The sequence below is a fragment of the Burkholderia sp. BCC1999 genome (assembly GCF_905339975.1).
In the GTDB taxonomy this organism is placed as follows: Bacteria; Pseudomonadota; Gammaproteobacteria; order Burkholderiales; family Burkholderiaceae; genus Burkholderia.
Map to the genome: position 1 here is coordinate 274,366 of NZ_CAJPHP010000005.1, position 15,627 is coordinate 289,992.

At 66.3% G+C, this 15,627-nt stretch carries 19 protein-coding genes and 1 riboswitch; of the genes, 8 read left to right on the top strand and 11 right to left on the bottom strand.

Annotated features, from left to right (window positions below; genetic code table 11):
- Positions 1 to 24: 24 nt before the first annotated feature.
- Positions 25 to 1,686, bottom strand: coding sequence for an FAD-dependent oxidoreductase (locus U5809_RS09475; protein ID WP_322086277.1), 1,662 nt, complete (start codon positions 1,684 to 1,686; stop codon positions 25 to 27).
- 352 nt (positions 1,687 to 2,038) lie between these two features.
- Between U5809_RS09475 and U5809_RS09480 the strand changes: the two genes are divergently transcribed.
- Entirely contained in the window at positions 2,039 to 2,842 is an 804-nt protein-coding gene (locus U5809_RS09480) for an EAL domain-containing protein (RefSeq protein WP_322086278.1), read from the top strand.
- A 289-nt stretch (positions 2,843 to 3,131) separates the two neighbouring features.
- Here the strand turns inward: U5809_RS09480 and U5809_RS09485 are convergent, their stop codons facing one another.
- Both U5809_RS09485 and U5809_RS09490 read right to left on the bottom strand, forming a co-directional pair.
- Entirely contained in the window at positions 3,132 to 3,542 is a 411-nt protein-coding gene (locus U5809_RS09485; RefSeq protein ID WP_322086279.1) for a GFA family protein, read from the bottom strand.
- Positions 3,543 to 3,691: 149 nt separating this feature from the next.
- Positions 3,692 to 4,483, bottom strand: coding sequence for an IclR family transcriptional regulator (locus tag U5809_RS09490; RefSeq protein ID WP_322086280.1), 792 nt, complete (start codon positions 4,481 to 4,483; stop codon positions 3,692 to 3,694).
- 164 nt (positions 4,484 to 4,647) lie between these two features.
- Here U5809_RS09490 and U5809_RS09495 point away from each other — a divergent pair, with 164 nt between their 5' ends.
- Positions 4,648 to 5,835: an acyl-CoA dehydrogenase gene (locus U5809_RS09495; RefSeq protein ID WP_282506803.1), complete on the top strand. Its 1,188-nt coding sequence runs from the start codon at positions 4,648 to 4,650 to the stop codon at positions 5,833 to 5,835.
- Positions 5,836 to 5,957: 122 nt separating this feature from the next.
- On the opposite strand, the gene U5809_RS09500 is transcribed toward U5809_RS09495, so the two are convergent.
- On the bottom strand, positions 5,958 to 6,596 hold the full coding sequence (locus tag U5809_RS09500; protein ID WP_282506802.1) for a peroxiredoxin: 639 nt from the start codon (positions 6,594 to 6,596) through the stop codon (positions 5,958 to 5,960).
- Positions 6,597 to 6,914: 318 nt separating this feature from the next.
- Between U5809_RS09500 and U5809_RS09505 the strand changes: the two genes are divergently transcribed.
- The 3 genes from U5809_RS09505 to U5809_RS09515 all read left to right on the top strand — a co-directional run bounded on the left by U5809_RS09505 (position 6,915) and on the right by U5809_RS09515 (position 8,217).
- Positions 6,915 to 7,217: a DUF883 family protein gene (locus U5809_RS09505; protein ID WP_006494044.1), complete on the top strand. Its 303-nt coding sequence runs from the start codon at positions 6,915 to 6,917 to the stop codon at positions 7,215 to 7,217.
- 123 nt (positions 7,218 to 7,340) lie between these two features.
- Positions 7,341 to 7,730, top strand: coding sequence for a phage holin family protein (locus U5809_RS09510; RefSeq protein ID WP_166956982.1), 390 nt, complete (start codon positions 7,341 to 7,343; stop codon positions 7,728 to 7,730).
- Positions 7,731 to 7,773: 43 nt separating this feature from the next.
- A complete protein-coding gene (locus U5809_RS09515; protein ID WP_322086281.1) occupies positions 7,774 to 8,217 on the top strand; it encodes a DUF3318 domain-containing protein in 444 nt (147 codons plus the stop codon).
- A 54-nt stretch (positions 8,218 to 8,271) separates the two neighbouring features.
- Here U5809_RS09515 and U5809_RS09520 read toward each other — a convergent pair whose 3' ends face one another.
- The 7 genes from U5809_RS09520 to glyA all read right to left on the bottom strand — a co-directional run bounded on the left by U5809_RS09520 (position 8,272) and on the right by glyA (position 13,066).
- Positions 8,272 to 8,718 (bottom strand): type IV pilin protein, encoded by a 447-nt coding sequence (locus tag U5809_RS09520; protein ID WP_322086282.1) that lies wholly within the window; start codon positions 8,716 to 8,718, stop codon positions 8,272 to 8,274.
- On the bottom strand, positions 8,715 to 9,239 hold the full coding sequence (locus U5809_RS09525) for a hypothetical protein (RefSeq protein WP_322086283.1): 525 nt from the start codon (positions 9,237 to 9,239) through the stop codon (positions 8,715 to 8,717). Before U5809_RS09525 ends, U5809_RS09520 begins: the two co-directional genes overlap by 4 nt.
- Positions 9,240 to 9,385: 146 nt before the next feature.
- Positions 9,386 to 10,225, bottom strand: coding sequence for a PilW family protein (locus U5809_RS09530; protein ID WP_322086284.1), 840 nt, complete (start codon positions 10,223 to 10,225; stop codon positions 9,386 to 9,388).
- A complete protein-coding gene (locus tag U5809_RS09535) occupies positions 10,209 to 10,610 on the bottom strand; it encodes a hypothetical protein (RefSeq protein ID WP_322086285.1) in 402 nt (133 codons plus the stop codon). Before U5809_RS09535 ends, U5809_RS09530 begins: the two co-directional genes overlap by 17 nt.
- Positions 10,611 to 10,615: 5 nt before the next feature.
- Entirely contained in the window at positions 10,616 to 11,146 is a 531-nt protein-coding gene (locus U5809_RS09540; RefSeq protein ID WP_282506796.1) for a GspH/FimT family pseudopilin, read from the bottom strand.
- Between the two features lie 186 nt (positions 11,147 to 11,332).
- On the bottom strand, positions 11,333 to 11,812 hold the full coding sequence (gene nrdR / locus U5809_RS09545) for a transcriptional regulator NrdR (protein WP_006476792.1): 480 nt from the start codon (positions 11,810 to 11,812) through the stop codon (positions 11,333 to 11,335).
- Positions 11,813 to 11,818: 6 nt separating this feature from the next.
- Complete coding sequence (gene glyA, locus U5809_RS09550; RefSeq protein ID WP_048026689.1) at positions 11,819 to 13,066, bottom strand: serine hydroxymethyltransferase; 1,248 nt, start codon at positions 13,064 to 13,066, stop codon at positions 11,819 to 11,821.
- A gap of 137 nt (positions 13,067 to 13,203) precedes the next feature.
- Positions 13,204 to 13,305: riboswitch (ZMP/ZTP riboswitch) on the bottom strand.
- 180 nt (positions 13,306 to 13,485) lie between these two features.
- Between glyA and U5809_RS09555 the strand changes: the two genes are divergently transcribed.
- The 3 genes from U5809_RS09555 (at position 13,486) to tolQ (ending at position 15,625) form a co-directional block, all read left to right on the top strand.
- Positions 13,486 to 14,232, top strand: a complete 747-nt coding sequence (locus tag U5809_RS09555; protein WP_176050595.1) for an SDR family NAD(P)-dependent oxidoreductase — start codon at positions 13,486 to 13,488, stop codon at positions 14,230 to 14,232.
- A 99-nt stretch (positions 14,233 to 14,331) separates the two neighbouring features.
- Complete coding sequence (gene ybgC, locus U5809_RS09560) at positions 14,332 to 14,817, top strand: tol-pal system-associated acyl-CoA thioesterase (RefSeq protein ID WP_282506795.1); 486 nt, start codon at positions 14,332 to 14,334, stop codon at positions 14,815 to 14,817.
- A 130-nt stretch (positions 14,818 to 14,947) separates the two neighbouring features.
- Positions 14,948 to 15,625, top strand: a complete 678-nt coding sequence (gene tolQ / locus U5809_RS09565) for a protein TolQ (RefSeq protein WP_021157170.1) — start codon at positions 14,948 to 14,950, stop codon at positions 15,623 to 15,625.
- Positions 15,626 to 15,627 lie beyond the last annotated feature (2 nt).

The following is a 15,627-nucleotide window of genomic DNA, read 5'->3' on the forward strand; positions in this document are numbered from 1 at the left end:
GGGTCTCCGGTGTCTTTATCGTATTCAGCGTGCGCAGGTCGCGCGCGCCAGTGCGTCGGCGATCGCCTGACGGTCGAGCGTGCGCGTGCGTGCGCAGACATGCTGATCGGGACGCAGCAGGTAGAACGTGCCCGGCTGCGCGTCGTAGCGTTGCGCGGCCAATCCGTCGACGTCCTCCACGACGTCGACGCCGGCCACCGGCTGCGCGTGCCCAGCCGGCACGACGAGCACGGGCCGCACCGGCAGCGCGAGGCCGTCGACGGCCCTGGCCAGCGCGGCCGCATCGCCCGGCAACCCGAACAGCACGCCGGTGAAGCCGTCGCGCAGACGCTGCAGCAACCAGCCCGACGCACCCTGTACGCGTACCGGCGCATCGGCCGCCGCCGCGCCCGGCCGCATCGCGCAAGCAAATGCGTCGCCGCTGCGATCGGGCGTGTTCAACGGCGAATCGGCCAGCACCGCCGGCACCGACAGGCGGCCGCTGTTCACGAGCTTGCGCGCGAACTCGCAGTCGCGCGCAAGCTTCAGCGTCGCGTCGCGGAACACGCGCGACACCGCGCTCTTCGGCGTGATGAAGTCGGTCGAGCGCGTCGAGTTGCGGATGTTCTCGTCGGCCGCGAACTCGCGCTCGCTCGCATACGTGTCGAGCAGGCTGTCGGCCGAACGGCCGTCGAGCACGAGCTTCAGCTTCCATGCGAGGTTGTCCGCATCCTGCACGCCGCTGTTCGCGCCGCGCGCGCCGAACGGCGACACGCCGTGCGCGGAGTCGCCCGCGAACAGCACGCGGCCGTGGCGGAACGTGTCCATTCGCTGGCAGCGGAACGTATAGACGCTCACCCATTCGAGTTCGAACTCGACATCCGGCCCGAGCAACGCGCGCACGCGCGGGATCACGCGCTCCGGCTGCTTCTCGGCGACGGGATCGGCGTCCCAGCCGAGCTGGAAGTCGATGCGCCACACGTTATCGGGCTGACGATGCAGCAGCACCGACTGATTGCGGTGGAACGGCGGATCGAACCAGAACCAGCGCTCGGTCGGAAACTCCGCCTTCATCTTGACGTCGGCGATCAGGAAGCGGTCCTTGAACGTGCGGCCGTGGCTTTCGAGGCCCATCATCGTGCGCATCGGGCTGCGCGAACCGTCGGCCGCGATCACGTACCGCGCGTGCAGCGTCGCGATGCCGTCCGGTGTCTCGATCGTCAGCACCGCGTGTTCGGCCGACTGCTCGATGCCCGTCACCTTGTGCTTCCAGCGGATGTCGATGTTCGGCAGTTCGAATGCGCGGTCGGCCAGGTAGCCTTCGACGTAGTACTGCTGCAGGTTGATGAACGCGGGGCGCGCATGCCCTTCCTCCGGCAGCAGGTCGAACGCATACAACTGCTCGCCCTGCAGGAACACCTTGCCGACGTGCCAGCTCACGCCCTTGTCGACGAAGCGTTCGCCGCAGCCGAGCCGGTCGAAGATCTCGAGCGTGCGTTTCGCGAAACAGATCGCGCGCGAACCGGTCGACAGCGTGTCGTCGTCGTCGAGCAGCACGACGGGCACGCCCTGCTGCGCGAGGTCGATCGCGGCCGCAAGGCCCACCGGGCCGGCGCCGACGACGATCACCGGGTGGACGGCCGCGTCATGCGCGCGAGCGCGGTACTCGAACTTCAGCGTCTGGTAATCGATGCTCATGGTCGCCATCCGCTCCTCAACCCTGCCGTGCGTGCACCGGCACGCCCGTCGTTCCATTCGTCTCCTGCCGGCGCGCCTGCCCGCCTGTCCTGTCACCCGCCACGTCTCGCTCCTTGCTTCCTGTTGATTCGTGAACGGCGCCGTCTCGCGGCGCCCGCATGCCGCATTTCTTGATCGGCGACAAATCTTGGATTTACGAATAGTAAAACCAATTACGAATAGTGAAATCAACGTAAACCCTAGGCAAGCGTGCCCGGACGGGATAACCATATGAGCGAAACGCCAAGCCGAGCTTGGCGCGCGCTGCTAATATCGAGATACGAGGCGGCCCGTTCGGCCGCCGTTTTTCCTTCTTACGCCGATGATTCCGCCCACCATTCCCGAGCTGGTCGCCCGTGCCGGGCAACTGCCGTATCTGCGGGATCACCTCGCGCTTGCCGAAGGCGGCACCGCGAGCGCGAGTCTGCCCGAGCGCACGCTCGGCAGCGCCTACGAACCGATCTACGACGTGACGATGCCCGGCGCGCCGCAGTCGACGTCGTTCGCCGACGCGATCGAGCGCTACGGCGACGAGCTCGGCTTCCAGGCCGTCACCGTCGTCACGGGAGCACCGCACGATCCGGTCGATTCGGCCATCGACGACCAGACGCTGGTCGCGATCGACCGCCTGTCGCGCGCACTGCATGCGATCAACTTTTTCGGCGCGCAGCGCCACGGGCTGCTGTTCCTGCGCGTGCACGAACGGCTGCTGAAGAGCGTGAAGTACGACCACGGCAAGCATTTCTCATCGGTGCTGCAACGCTTCGGGCTGCCGCCCGAGCGGATCGTGATCGAGTTGCCGGCGGTCGCGGTCGCACACAAGACGTTCCTCGGCTACCTGACGCGCAGCTATCAGCATCACGGCTTCAAGGTCGCCGACAAGCTGCCCGATCCGGGCCGCATCCTCGCGGTCGAATCGGACATGGCGCGCCCCGACTTCATCAAGATGGATGCGGGCATCGCGTTGCGCGACGGGATGGTCAAGGCGCTCGTCGCCTATGCGCAGCGCGTGCGGATTCCGTTGATCTTCGACGGCGTCGTCGACGAGACGCAGTGCGAGCTGCTGCGCCAGCACGACGTGCGGTTCATGCAAGGGCCCGTGTTTGCAAAGGTCGTGACGGCCTGAAGGAATCGAATCGACGGCGTGCACGAAGCGGCACGCCGGATGGCGGGATCGGGTGGTCAGCCGCTGATGGAATTGGGGGAGCGGGTCAGGCGTCGTGAAGCGCAGCCCGGCGTGCACAGGGTTCCCTGCCGAACGTGCGGCAACCCTCGTCACGCGCTTTCTTCGCTATCGAGTGCCGACGCTCGAGGCTCTTCCACCATCGTCGTACCCGGGCAGTTCGTCACCGCCCGCGACGCCCGGGAGACGAGCGCCATCCACGCACTTGCACGTCTTCCCTGCTGACGAACGCCTACGGTCTTCCACCGTCGTCGTACCTGGGCAGATCGTCATCGAACTCGACGCCCGGGAAGCGATCGCCATACCAGACGTGCCAGGCCGGACGCAGCCGCGACGGCTCGTCGAGCGTCGCCGAGTTGATCTCGACCGTTTCCGGAGCGTCGGTCAGCCGGAATTCGAGTTGCGCGCCGCAGCGTCCGCAGAAACGCCGTTCGCCCCACGCGCTCGACGCGTAGACGGTCGGCTCGCCCTGCAGGTATTCGAATGCATCGATCGGCACCGATGCCGATGCGACGACCGCCGCGCCGGTCGTGCGCTGGCAGAGCCGGCAATGGCAGAAACCGGCGTCGGTCGGAACGCCGGCAATCCGGTAGCGAATCGCGCCGCATGCGCAACCGCCTTCCATCGTTTCCGGGTGGGACATCGCGAACCTCGTCGTCAGGAAGCCGGTGAACGATGATGAGCGACGTTCGTTCCGGTTGCAATGGATGGCAACGGCGCTGCTCTCGCCTGCCTCCGCAGGCACCCGCGTCACGCAGTGCGCGGCGGCGGCCATTGCCGCATGCGCCGCGCTCAGGCCGTCTGCCCGAGCCGTTGCGCGAGCGCTTTCAGCTTCGGCCCGATCTGCGTGCGAAACACCACCTCGTCCATCGACGACGCGGGACCGCTGCAGCTCAGGATCAGCCAGCGTCCCTCGCGCGGCTCACGAAACGGCACGGCCGCCGCGTTCACGTCCATGTGCCACGCGCGGAACGAATAACAGCAACCACCCGCCGAAAACTCGGCCACAGCCTGCTGCGCGGCGGTGACGAGCGCATCGGCGTCAGACGCGCCGCCGGCCGCGCGGTGCAGTTCCGCATAGAGCGCGCGGCGCACGTCCTCAGGCTGCACGGCCAGGTACGCACGCCCCATCGAGCTCGTCAGCATCGACAGCCGCGAACCGGGCGCGAGCCCGAGCGTCAGCGCCGTCTCGCTGCGGATCGTCTCGAGATAGATCATGTCGAGCCCGTCGCGGCAGCCGAGCGACACGGCCGCGCCGATCTCGCGCGCGAGCGCCTGCATGTGCGGCCGCGCAAGGTCGATCGTCCCCGAACCCGACAGCAGCGCGTAGCCGAGCGACAGCACGCCGGCGTCGAGCGCATACTTTCCGAGCGTCTCGTCGTAGCGCAGATAACCGAGCACGGTCAGCGTATAGGCGAGCCGGTTCACGGTCGCCTTCGGCAGCCCCGTGCGTTCCGCGAAGTCGCGGTTGCCGAGCATCGTCTCGCCGGGCCGGAATGCGCGCAGCAGGTCGAGCCCGCGCGCGAGCGCGACGACGAACTTGCGCTCGTCGATCGTGGTTTCGTCGATGGTTGAAAGAGTCATCTGGTGCTACACTGGGTTCGATTTGCAAAACATTGTTCCGCACAGCGGAACTACAGTCAAGCGAACTTTTGGCATGGGGCCCGGCTGGAAGACCGGATCAACCGCAAAGCATGGGGCCAGAGTAAGCGCTGAAGCGCCAACTCTGCCCGACAGGAGATGAAACGATGACCGCTGCAACTTTTCATTGGGACGATCCGCTGCTGCTCGACCAGCAACTGACCGAAGAAGAGCGGATGATCCGCGATGCGGCGCAGGCTTACGCACAGGACAAGCTCGCGCCGCGCGTCACCGAGGCGTTCCGCCACGAGCGCACCGACGCGGCCATCTTTCGCGAGATGGGCGAAATCGGCCTGCTCGGCCCGACGATTCCCGAGGAATACGGCGGCCCCGGCCTCAATTACGTCAGCTACGGACTGATCGCGCGCGAAGTCGAGCGCGTCGATTCGGGCTACCGATCGATGATGTCCGTGCAGTCGTCGCTCGTGATGGTGCCGATCTACGAATTCGGCTCGGACGCGCAGAAGCAGAAATACCTGCCGAAGCTCGCGACCGGCGAATGGATCGGCTGCTTCGGCCTGACCGAGCCGAACCACGGCTCCGATCCGGGCAGCATGGTCACGCGCGCGAAGAAGGTGCCCGGCGGCTATTCGCTGTCCGGCGCGAAGATGTGGATCACGAACTCGCCGATCGCCGACGTGTTCGTCGTGTGGGCAAAGCTCGAAGAGAACGGCAAGGACGCGATCCGCGGCTTCATCCTCGAGAAGGGCTGGAAGGGCCTGTCGGCGCCCGCGATCCACGGCAAGGTCGGGCTGCGCGCATCGATCACCGGCGAGATCGTCCTCGACGAGGCGTTCGTACCGGAAGAGAACCTGATGCCGAACGTGAGCGGCCTGCGCGGCCCGTTCACGTGCCTGAACTCGGCACGCTACGGGATCGCGTGGGGCGCGCTCGGCGCCGCCGAATCCTGCTGGCACACCGCGCGCCAGTACGTGCTCGACCGCCAGCAGTTCGGCCGGCCGCTCGCCGCGAACCAGCTGATCCAGAAGAAGCTCGCCGACATGCAGACCGAAATCACGCTCGGCCTGCAAGGCGTGCTGCGCCTCGGCCGGATGAAGGACGAAGGCACGGCGGCCGTCGAGATCACGTCGATCATGAAGCGCAATTCGTGCGGCAAGGCGCTCGACATCGCCCGCCTCGCGCGCGACATGCTCGGCGGCAACGGCATCTCCGACGAATTCGGCGTCGCACGCCATCTCGTGAACCTCGAAGTGGTCAACACGTACGAAGGCACGCACGACATCCACGCGCTGATCCTCGGCCGCGCGCAAACGGGCATCCAGGCATTTTTCTGATCATCCGGATGTGATGCACGCGGCGGCGATGCCGCGTGTGCGCCGCCAAGCAAACGGCCCGCCCGGCATCACTGCCGGGCGGGCCGTTGTTCATCGGAACCGCGGTTCCGGGCCGCCGATGCTTACTTGTTCGGCTGCGGCGTCAGGCGCAGATACGGACGCACCGCGTTGAAGCCCTTCGGGAAGCGCTTCTTCAGCTCCTCCGGATCCTGCAGCGACGGCACGATCACGACGTCGTCGCCATCCTTCCAGTTGCCGGGCGTCGCGACCTTGTAGTTGTCGGTCAGCTGCAGCGAGTCGATCACGCGCAGCACTTCGTCGAAGTTGCGTCCCGTGCTGGCCGGATACGTGATCGTGAGCCGCACTTTCTTGTTCGGGTCGATCACGAACAGCGAGCGCACCGTCAGCGTTTCGTTCGCGTTCGGGTGGATCATGTCGTACAGCTGCGAAACCTTGCGGTCCGCATCGGCGATGATCGGGAAGCCGACGACCGTCGACTGCGTTTCGTTGATGTCGTTGATCCAGCCCTTGTGCGATTCGACACCGTCGACCGACAGCGCGATCACCTTCACGTTGCGCTTCTCGAATTCGCCCTTCAGCTTCGAGGTGAGTCCCAGTTCCGTCGTGCACACCGGCGTGTAGTCGGCCGGATGGGAGAACAGGACGCCCCAGCCGTTGCCGAGCCACTCGTGAAACTTGATGGTGCCCAGGCTCGATTCCTGCTCGAAATCCGGTGCGATGTCGCCAAGACGCAGACTCATGATGTTCCCTCCTCGAACGATGCTGGTTGAAACCGCGCGCTGGACGGCGCGGGAAAGTTCACCAGCTTACGGGAAGCAATGGGTCGTGCGAACGAATATTCCGTTTGATATTCATACTTTTTTGTCATTTTTACCCGGCGTCGGGGCGGGACGGACGGCCACGCGGGAAACTTTTCACCTCGTTTGCCGCTCTGTTCATGATTACAAGTCGTTTACCATGCAGTCTTGCACTGCCGCCGCGTGTGTTCCCGGCTCGCCAGCAGGCAGGGGTTTCGCTAGGATGTGAACCTGCAGCATGACAGCACGAAGGGAGTTGCAATGTCGGAAATCAACAAGGAGAAACTGATGTCGGATATCAAAACCGTTCTCTCGGACGCCGAAGACCTGCTCAAGCAAGCAGCGAGCAGCACGGGCGACCGTGCGGCCGAACTGCGCGAGAAGGCGATGTCGCGCCTGAAGCAGGCCAAGGAAAAGGCAGCCGACGTCCAGGTCGTGGTGGTCGAGAAAGGCAAGAAGGCCGCACGTGCGACCGACGACTATGTGCACGAGCACCCGTGGACGTCGATCGGCGTGGCCGCCGGCGTCGGCGTGCTGATCGGCTTGCTGATCAACCGCAAGTAACGCGCTCTGCGCCGTTTCGTCCCGCGGGCCGCGTTGCGCGGCCCGCGGGCGTCGAAGCCAGCCGGCGGTTTCCGCCGGCCGGCTTTGTCCTAGCTGCTCACTGCACGCGCACGCACCTCATCCATGACGACAGACACCACCTCGCAGCCGTCCGGCCAAGGACCGCTGCGCCGCCTCGTCGGCTCCGCGATCGGACTTCTGCAGACGCGCCTCGAACTGGTGGGCATCGAGCTTGCCGAGGAGAAGGAGCGCCTGATGGGCGTGCTGTTCCTCGGGCTCGCCGCGATGATGCTCGCCACGATGGCGCTCATCAGCCTGACCGTGCTCGTCGCGATCGCGTTCTGGGATACCTATCGCTGGCAGTCGCTCGCGGCCATCACAGCACTGTATGCCGCTGGCGGCATCGTGTGCGCGTTGAAGGCACGTTCGGGCCTGCGCGATGCGCCGACCGTGTTCGAGGCGACGCTCGCCGAACTCGAGAAAGACCGCGAACTGTTCCGCGGCAAGCCGTGAGCGCAATCGCGCTCACGCCTCCCACCTACTTCGCCGACGCGCCATGAGCCAGAACGTTACGGGCAATTTACCCCGCTCCCATTCGTCGCGATCGAACTGGAGCGCATCGCAGCATCGCGCGCTCCGCAAGGAATTGCTGATCCTGCGATCCGAAGTCGAGCGGCTCGAACTCGCGGAAGCCGCCGGCGAGATGCGCCAGGCCGTCACGCGCTTCAGCTGGCTCAAGGTTTTCATCCCCGGCCTTTCCACCAACAAGTTCGGCCAGTCGGCCAGGAACCTGAACGCGAGCCTCGGCAATCTCGTCAACCAGTACCCGATGCTGAGTTCGCTCGCGTCGCTCGTGCTGGCGAAACCCGTTCGCTCGCTGCTGCGCGCGAGCGCGGGCCCCGCGCTCAAGTGGGGCACGCTCGGTTTCGCCGCGTGGGAGGTCTACCGGATCTGGAAGCAGTCCCGCAACGAGCGCGGGCTCGACTCGCACGACGACTGACCGTCGACATCCCGCGCGCACGGCCCCGCGCCGTTGCGCGCCTTTCCTGCGTACTCAACGCACACCCCAGCACGCCGTGCCCGGTTCGTCGGCGCCATCGCGCCGCACGTTGCCTTTCGTCCCGACCGAATCCAGCGTGAAGGTACCGCATGCATCGTCGTGCATCGGGCCCGTGTCGAGCGGGCTTGCATCCAGTTCGTAGCTCACCGGCGAATCGTCGCCACCCGGCCGCCGCAACGTCAAGCGGTAGACGGCACGCCCATCCGGCGGTGCCTGAGCCAGCACGTCCGGCAATGCCGAAGGCGGTGAACCATCCTGCGTTTCGAGATACTGGGCCGCGCGATATAGCGCGGAAACCGCCGACGCGCGATGAACACGCGCGACATGCTCGCGATACGACGGAATGCCCCATCCGGCCAGCACCGCGACGATCGCGAGCACGATCATCAGCTCGATCAACGTGAATCCGGTCGATCGGAATACAGCGATACGGCCGTTCATTGAGGCGCTGCCGCAACGCGACGCCAGCGCAGCGCGAGGACACGTTCGTCGCCTATCGCAACCTGGTGCTGCAGCCAGACCGCACTCGATGCATGCGCACCGACGCCACGCGCGGTGACGAGATAAGCGCGGCTACCGGGCGGCGCTGCCCCGCGCCACGCCTCGATCAGGCATCGCGGCGGCTGCGTGGCCATCGGCCATCCGGCGAACGGTGTGAATGCCTCGGCGGCCACCAGCGGCGGCATGCGCCGCCAGGTGTCGGGCTCCACGCGCGATTCGCGCTCGCTCACATAGGGTGCCGAGCCCCGGAGCAATCGCGCGGTGCACGCCGCCAGCGCGGCATCGGCTGCATGGAATGCGATCAGCCGATCGGACAGCGCGCGTGTGCGACGCGATTCCGTCAGCGCGGCTTCGAACCACGCGCCTGTCAGCGCTGCAATGGCCGCACCGACCGCGATGACTGCCGGCAATGCGAGACCCGCGTCGCGTCGCCAGGCTCGGCGCGCTGACCGGAAGCGCATCCGCGATTCGTGCGGGTTCGTCGCCAGGGCCCTCGTGCACGCAGCCTGCCGCGGTTCGTCGCCGCTTGCGGCGACGGGCCCATGCGCGTTGCCTGCTGCAACGCATCGCGATATTGATATTGCCCACGCGTACCGATCTGCTCCACTCATCGCAACGCCTCACGCGTGCGCACTGCATCAGCCAACGTCGCGTCGAAGCCGGGCGCAGCATTCCTCAACGCGATGATGCGATCGAGTGTCAAACGTGCGCGGCCGTCTCGGGCAAAGGCAGCACGACCGTCGCAGTCGACGTGGCTGGCCGGCTCGCGCATCAGCTCGCCGCGCGCCCGCACGCAGACATGCACGGCCACGACATCGAGCCAGTCATCGGCGCGCATCGCATCGGCGTCGACAAACTGCGCGCCGCCGCGACGCAAATAGCGCACGCGCAATTGATCGACGCCCGACACGACAGGCTGCGGCGTACCCGGACGGCCGCTCCCTTCGCAATACAGCTCGGGCTCGCCCGTCGACGGACTGACATGCGCATCGAAGCGGTTCTCCACCTGCGGCCGTTCGCCAGGTGCGCCGACACCTTGCCCGAGACAGTCCGACACCTGGCCGCCCACCGTCGACCACGTCGACACGGTGTCGCCAACATACCGGACCAGTAGCGCGTCCGACGCAGTGCGCACGGACTCGCACCGCACCTGCGCACCTTCGCCCCGCACACGCGCCATCGAACAGCCGAACACGGGCGGCAACGATGACGCGCCGTCCGTATCGAGCGGCCGGAACCCCGCCATCTGGATCTGCTGGCCGATCAGCATCAGCGCGGTGCCTGCCGCATCGCGCATCCTGAATCCGTCTTCCGCACGCCGTTGCGCAATGCGCTGTGCGTGATAGAGCGCGCCTGCCGCCGCGAGCACGAGGAGACCGACGGTCATCGCAATCAGCACTTCGAGCAGCGTGTGTGCGCGCATACGGCGATCAGCGTGCATCGGCATCAGCCTCCCGAAACGGAATCCGGACGCACGTGGGCGGCTGCGCCGTCACGCCTGCGGCTTCGCATCGCAGCGACGCCGGCGCTTTGCCGCTGCGCCAGCCGACGACCGCGTAGCGGACGCCTCCCGGCCCGGAGTCGAGCGTCATCGTGCCGCCGGGCAGCGACACGGCCGCCAGCGCCGCGAGGCCATCGTCTGCCCCTGCACCTGCGTGCAAGCGCTCGATGCGTGCATCGGCCAGCCACAGCGCTCGTTCGCGCCAGATCGTCGCCCGCTGAGCGCGCGCCATCGCTAGCTGGCTGCCGGCCACGGCCAGCATCACGGTCGCGAGCAGCGCGATCGCCAGCGTCGCCTCGATCAGCGACGTGCCACGCATCGCGTTGCGCATCGCGATCACGCCGAACCGCAGCGGCCGGCGACGACCCGCGCCCGGCCGCCCGCCGCAATCCGCACGCAACGCGATGCGCGTGCGTCGTCCGCGCCGGACACGCCGCGCCGCGGACGCAATTCGAAACGCCGGATTCCGCCGATGGCCTGACCGGCCGGCGGTGCAAAAGCCAGATCGTGCGCGGCGCCCGCGACGGCCACTTCGGCATCGCGCGGATAGCGTCGCAGGACGCGTGACTGCCCGTCGACCTGCCCGCTGACGATCCAGTCGCACGACCATTCGGCCGCATCGCACCGCTCGCCGGCACGCAGGCAGGTGCCGTCGTTCCTGGCGCGGCACAGCGTGACACGCGTGCCGAGACGCGTCGCCTCGGTACGCGCGAACGACAGCGCGCCGAGCAACGCACGCGAGCGTGCATCCACGCGCTCACGCATGCGCCACTGGTCGAACGCGGGCGCCGCGTAAAGCGCGAGCCCGGCCGCCAGCGAAAGCGCGACCATCAGCTCGACGAGCGTGAACCCGCCCGAGCGTCGCATTGGATTTTTCAAGGGTTGAGCGTGTTGTCCCATCGCCGTCGTCCTCTACCAGGGTGAGGCGACGACTGTAGCGAGGCGTACGGACTTGCACCATTTGCCGAACGGCCGACTGGCGGGATGCGATCGCGACCGACACAATCGGTGCGAACTGAACCAACGGAGAAGACGATGAACGGACGCAGCGCGTCAGCGCTTACGCGGGGTCTTGGCGGGAGAGGCGCGACGGAACTCTTCAATCACGTCGGCAAATTCGGACACGTCCTCGAACCGGCGATACACCGATGCGAAGCGGACATAAGCGATCGTATCGAGGCCGCGCAACTCGTTCATCACGAGTTCGCCGAGCTTCTCGCTACGCACTTCGCGCTCGCCTGTCGCGAGCAGTTGATACTCGATGCGGGCGACCGCCGCGTCGATCGCGTCGGCAGCAACCGGCCGCTTGCGCAGCGCGAGTTGCATGCTGGCGACGATCTTGCGACGGTCGAATTCCGTGCGGCTGCCGTCCTTCTTCACGACGAACGGCAGGGACAGCTCGACCCGCTCGTACGTCGTGAAGCGCTTGTCGCAAGCCGAGCAGCGACGGCGCCGGCGAATCGCGGCGCCATCTTCGGACACGCGCGAGTCTACGACCTGCGTATCGTCATGCCGGCAGAACGGGCAGCGCATCGTCGATCAGCGATAGACCGGGAAACGCTTGGTCAGCTCGGCGACCTGCGCGCGCACGCGCTCGATCGTCGCTGCATCTTCCGGGTTGTCCAGCACGTCCGCGATCAGGTTACCCACCTGTTCCGCTTCTGCCGGACCGAACCCGCGCGTCGTCATCGCCGGCGAACCCAGGCGCACGCCGCTCGTCACGAACGGCTTTTCCGGATCGTTCGGGATCGCGTTCTTGTTCACCGTGATGTGCGCCGCGCCGAGTGCCGCTTCCGCTGCCTTGCCCGTGATGTGCTTCGCGCGCAGGTCCACCAGCATCACGTGGCTTTCGGTGCGGCCCGACACGATCCGCAGCCCGCGCTTCACCAGCGTTTCAGCCAGCACGCGTGCGTTCTCGACCACCTTCTCCTGGTACGCCTTGAACTCCGGCGACAGCGCTTCCTTGAACGCCACTGCCTTGCCCGCGATCACGTGCATCAGCGGGCCGCCCTGGATCCCCGGGAAGATCGCCGAGTTGATCGGCTTCTCGTACTCGGCCTTCATCAGGATCACGCCGCCGCGCGGGCCGCGCAGGCTCTTGTGCGTCGTCGTCGTCACGAAGTCCGCGTGCGGCACCGGGTTCGGGTACACGCCGGCCGCGATCAGGCCTGCATAGTGCGCCATGTCGACCATCAGGTACGCGCCCACCGACTTCGCGATCTTCGCGAGACGCTCGAAATCGATCTTCAGCGAGAACGCCGACGCGCCCGCGACGATAAGCTTCGGCTTGTGTTCCTGCGCGAGCTTCTCGGCTGCTTCGTAGTCGATGTCTTCGTTTTCGTTCAGGCCGTAGCTCACGACGTTGAACCACTTGCCCGACATGTTCACCGGCGAGCCGTGCGTCAGGTGGCCGCCATGCGCGAGGCTCATGCCCATGATCGTGTCGCCCGGCTTGAGCATCGCGAAGAACACGCCCTGGTTCGCCTGCGAACCCGAGTTCGGCTGCACGTTCGCCGCTTCCGCACCGAACAGCTGCTTCACGCGGTCGATCGCGAGTTGCTCGACGACGTCGACATACTCGCAGCCGCCGTAGTAGCGCTTGCCCGGATAACCTTCCGCGTACTTGTTCGTGAGCTGCGAGCCCTGTGCGGCCATCACGGCCGGGCTCGTGTAGTTTTCCGACGCGATCAGCTCGATGTGATCTTCCTGGCGGCGGTTTTCCTGCTCGATCGCGGCAAAGATTTCGGGATCGACGTTCGCGATGGTGCTTTGGGCTCTGTCAAACATACGGTTTCCGTTAAGTGTGTACAGGTTGACCGGAGCGGCCGAGTACGGTGCGCTGCTGGCGGGACCAGCTCGACGTGGCGGAAGAATCCGTATGACGCGAGGCAGGACAGCCACCGGCGATGCACGCGACGGCGCACAACGGCTGCCCAGGCGAACGGCAAAAACGGCGCCCCGCGCTTCACGGTGGGATGCTCCACCTTGAACCCGAACGGGTTCTATCGCCAGTCACGCAGGGGTGATGAGCGCATTAGTGTATTGGATGCGTCATGAATAGGCAACCGCACGGCAGTGCGCCGGAAGCAATTGGGGCCAGACTCTACGTGCCCGTGCCGAAACGCTTTGCCGCCTTGCCGCGGTGCGGCAATCTCAGTAGGCTTGCGGGATATCACTCGCTATTTTGTCATCGACCAGGAGCAGCAATGATCGTGTTCGTCACAGGCGCGTCCGCCGGCTTCGGCGCCGCCATCGCCCGTGCCTTCGTCAAGGGAGGCCACCGCGTCGTCGCGACCGCGCGCCGCAAGGACCGTCTCGATGCGCTCGCCGCCGAACTCGGCGACGCCCTTCTGCCGTTCGAGCTCGACGTGCGCGACCGCGCGGCCGTCGAGGCCGTGCCGGCCGCCCTGCCCGCCGAATTCGCGGCACTCGACGTGCTCGTCAACAACGCCGGCCTCGCGCTCGGCGTCGAGCCGGCCCAGAAGGCCAGCCTCGACGAATGGCACACAATGATCGACACGAATTGCACGGGCCTCGTCACGGTCACGCACGCGTTGCTGCCCGGCATGATCGCGCGCGGCCGCGGCCATATCTTCAATCTCGGCTCGGTCGCGGGTTCGTACCCTTATGCAGGCGGCAACGTCTACGGCGCAACCAAGGCTTTTGTCAGACAATTCAGCCTGAACCTGCGCGCCGATCTGCTCGGCACGCCGTTGCGCGTGACCGACATTGAGCCGGGCCTGTGTGGCGGTACCGAGTTCTCGAACGTCCGCTATCGCGGCGACGACGAGAAGGCGGCCAACGTCTACAACAATGTCCAGCCGCTGATGCCCGAGGACATCGCCGATACGATCTACTGGATCGCGACGCGCCCGGCACACGTCAACGTCAACACGATCGAGCTGATGCCGATCGCGCAAGCCCCCGGCGGCCCGACCGTCCACCGCGGCTGAAGCCCCGCGGGCCCGGCCCCGGGCCGGCCCGCGGTGTGCTACGGCATACTACATTCCGTTACGAATCGGTTACGAATCGGCTCCCTGCCTTCCGGTAGAATGCGCGCCATGACTCAGCCTACCCGCTCCCCGGAAGCGCCTTCCGGCTTCACCTGGCCGGTGCGCGTGTACTACGAGGATACCGACGCAGGCGGCATCGTCTTCTATGCCAACTACCTGAAGTTCTTCGAGCGCGCCCGCACCGAGTGGTTGCGTGCGTGCGGCATCGATCAGCGCCAGCTCGCCGACGATACCGGCGCGATCTTCATCGTCCGCAGCACGTCGCTCGACTACCGCGCGCCGGCGCGACTCGACGATACGCTGGCGATCACGAGCCGGCCCGGACGCATCGGCCGCGCCTCGGTGGAATTCACGCAGGAAGCCTGGTGTGGCAACACGCTGCTCGTAGCCGGGAACATTCGCCTCGGCTGCGTCGACCGTAACGGTATCCGGCCCGCGGCCATCCCGCCGGCCGTGCTCGACGCGCTGCAACGCGGGCCCGTCATCGATGCCGGGCACACTCCACTGTCAACGAAGCTCGCATGAGCGCCGTTTAGACAAAGCCTATGAACTTGCCGTTCTGATTCGATACTAAGCAAGGTTCGGCGTCAGGCATGGCCGGCGCGCCGCGCCGCATGCATACCGGGCGCCCCGAAGGGCCGTTACTCAAACCTCTATGAACACTTCTCAAGACCTGTCGATCATTTCCCTCGTCCTCAACGCGAGCGTGCTGGCCCAGGCCGTGATGGGACTGCTGCTGTTGCTGTCGCTGATGTCGTGGACCTTCATCTTCCGCAAGTGGTTCGCGATCCGCCGCGCACGCGCGCAGACCGAGCGCTTCGAGAAGGATTTCTGGTCGGGCGGCGACCTGCAGGCGCTGTACCAGAGCGCGGCCAACAACCGCCACACGATCGGCGCGCTCGAACGGATCTTCGAATCGGGGATGCGCGAATTCCTGAAGGCGAAGGAAAAACGCATCAGCGATCCGGGCCTCGTGCTCGACGGTGCGCGCCGCGCGATGCGCGCGTCGTTCCAGCGTGAAATGGACGTGCTCGAAGCCAACCTCGCATTCCTCGCGTCGGTCGGCTCGGTCAGCCCGTACATCGGCCTGTTCGGCACGGTCTGGGGGATCATGAACTCGTTCCGCGGCCTCGCGAACGTGCAGCAGGCCACGCTCGCGAACGTCGCACCGGGCATCGCCGAGGCGCTCGTCGCCACCGCGATCGGTCTGTTCGCCGCGATTCCGGCCGTGGTCGCGTACAACCGCTACGCGCACGACATCGACCGCCTCGCGATTCGCTTCGAGACCTTCATCGAAGAGTTCTCGAACATCCTGCAGCGTCAGGCCCAGTAAGG

Coding starts and splice junctions, on each gene's coding strand:
- U5809_RS09475 (WP_322086277.1), bottom strand. CDS start 1,686: ATGGCGACCATGAGCATCGATTACCAGACGCTGAAGTTCGAGTACCGC.
- U5809_RS09480 (WP_322086278.1), top strand. CDS start 2,039: ATGATTCCGCCCACCATTCCCGAGCTGGTCGCCCGTGCCGGGCAACTG.
- U5809_RS09485 (WP_322086279.1), bottom strand. CDS start 3,542: ATGTCCCACCCGGAAACGATGGAAGGCGGTTGCGCATGCGGCGCGATT.
- U5809_RS09490 (WP_322086280.1), bottom strand. CDS start 4,483: ATGACTCTTTCAACCATCGACGAAACCACGATCGACGAGCGCAAGTTC.
- U5809_RS09495 (WP_282506803.1), top strand. CDS start 4,648: ATGACCGCTGCAACTTTTCATTGGGACGATCCGCTGCTGCTCGACCAG.
- U5809_RS09500 (WP_282506802.1), bottom strand. CDS start 6,596: ATGAGTCTGCGTCTTGGCGACATCGCACCGGATTTCGAGCAGGAATCG.
- U5809_RS09505 (WP_006494044.1), top strand. CDS start 6,915: ATGTCGGAAATCAACAAGGAGAAACTGATGTCGGATATCAAAACCGTT.
- U5809_RS09510 (WP_166956982.1), top strand. CDS start 7,341: ATGACGACAGACACCACCTCGCAGCCGTCCGGCCAAGGACCGCTGCGC.
- U5809_RS09515 (WP_322086281.1), top strand. CDS start 7,774: ATGAGCCAGAACGTTACGGGCAATTTACCCCGCTCCCATTCGTCGCGA.
- U5809_RS09520 (WP_322086282.1), bottom strand. CDS start 8,718: ATGAACGGCCGTATCGCTGTATTCCGATCGACCGGATTCACGTTGATC.
- U5809_RS09525 (WP_322086283.1), bottom strand. CDS start 9,239: ATGCGCTTCCGGTCAGCGCGCCGAGCCTGGCGACGCGACGCGGGTCTC.
- U5809_RS09530 (WP_322086284.1), bottom strand. CDS start 10,225: ATGCCGATGCACGCTGATCGCCGTATGCGCGCACACACGCTGCTCGAA.
- U5809_RS09535 (WP_322086285.1), bottom strand. CDS start 10,610: ATGCGCAACGCGATGCGTGGCACGTCGCTGATCGAGGCGACGCTGGCG.
- U5809_RS09540 (WP_282506796.1), bottom strand. CDS start 11,146: ATGCGACGCTCGGGCGGGTTCACGCTCGTCGAGCTGATGGTCGCGCTT.
- nrdR (WP_006476792.1), bottom strand. CDS start 11,812: ATGCGCTGCCCGTTCTGCCGGCATGACGATACGCAGGTCGTAGACTCG.
- glyA (WP_048026689.1), bottom strand. CDS start 13,066: ATGTTTGACAGAGCCCAAAGCACCATCGCGAACGTCGATCCCGAAATC.
- U5809_RS09555 (WP_176050595.1), top strand. CDS start 13,486: ATGATCGTGTTCGTCACAGGCGCGTCCGCCGGCTTCGGCGCCGCCATC.
- ybgC (WP_282506795.1), top strand. CDS start 14,332: ATGCGCGCCATGACTCAGCCTACCCGCTCCCCGGAAGCGCCTTCCGGC.
- tolQ (WP_021157170.1), top strand. CDS start 14,948: ATGAACACTTCTCAAGACCTGTCGATCATTTCCCTCGTCCTCAACGCG.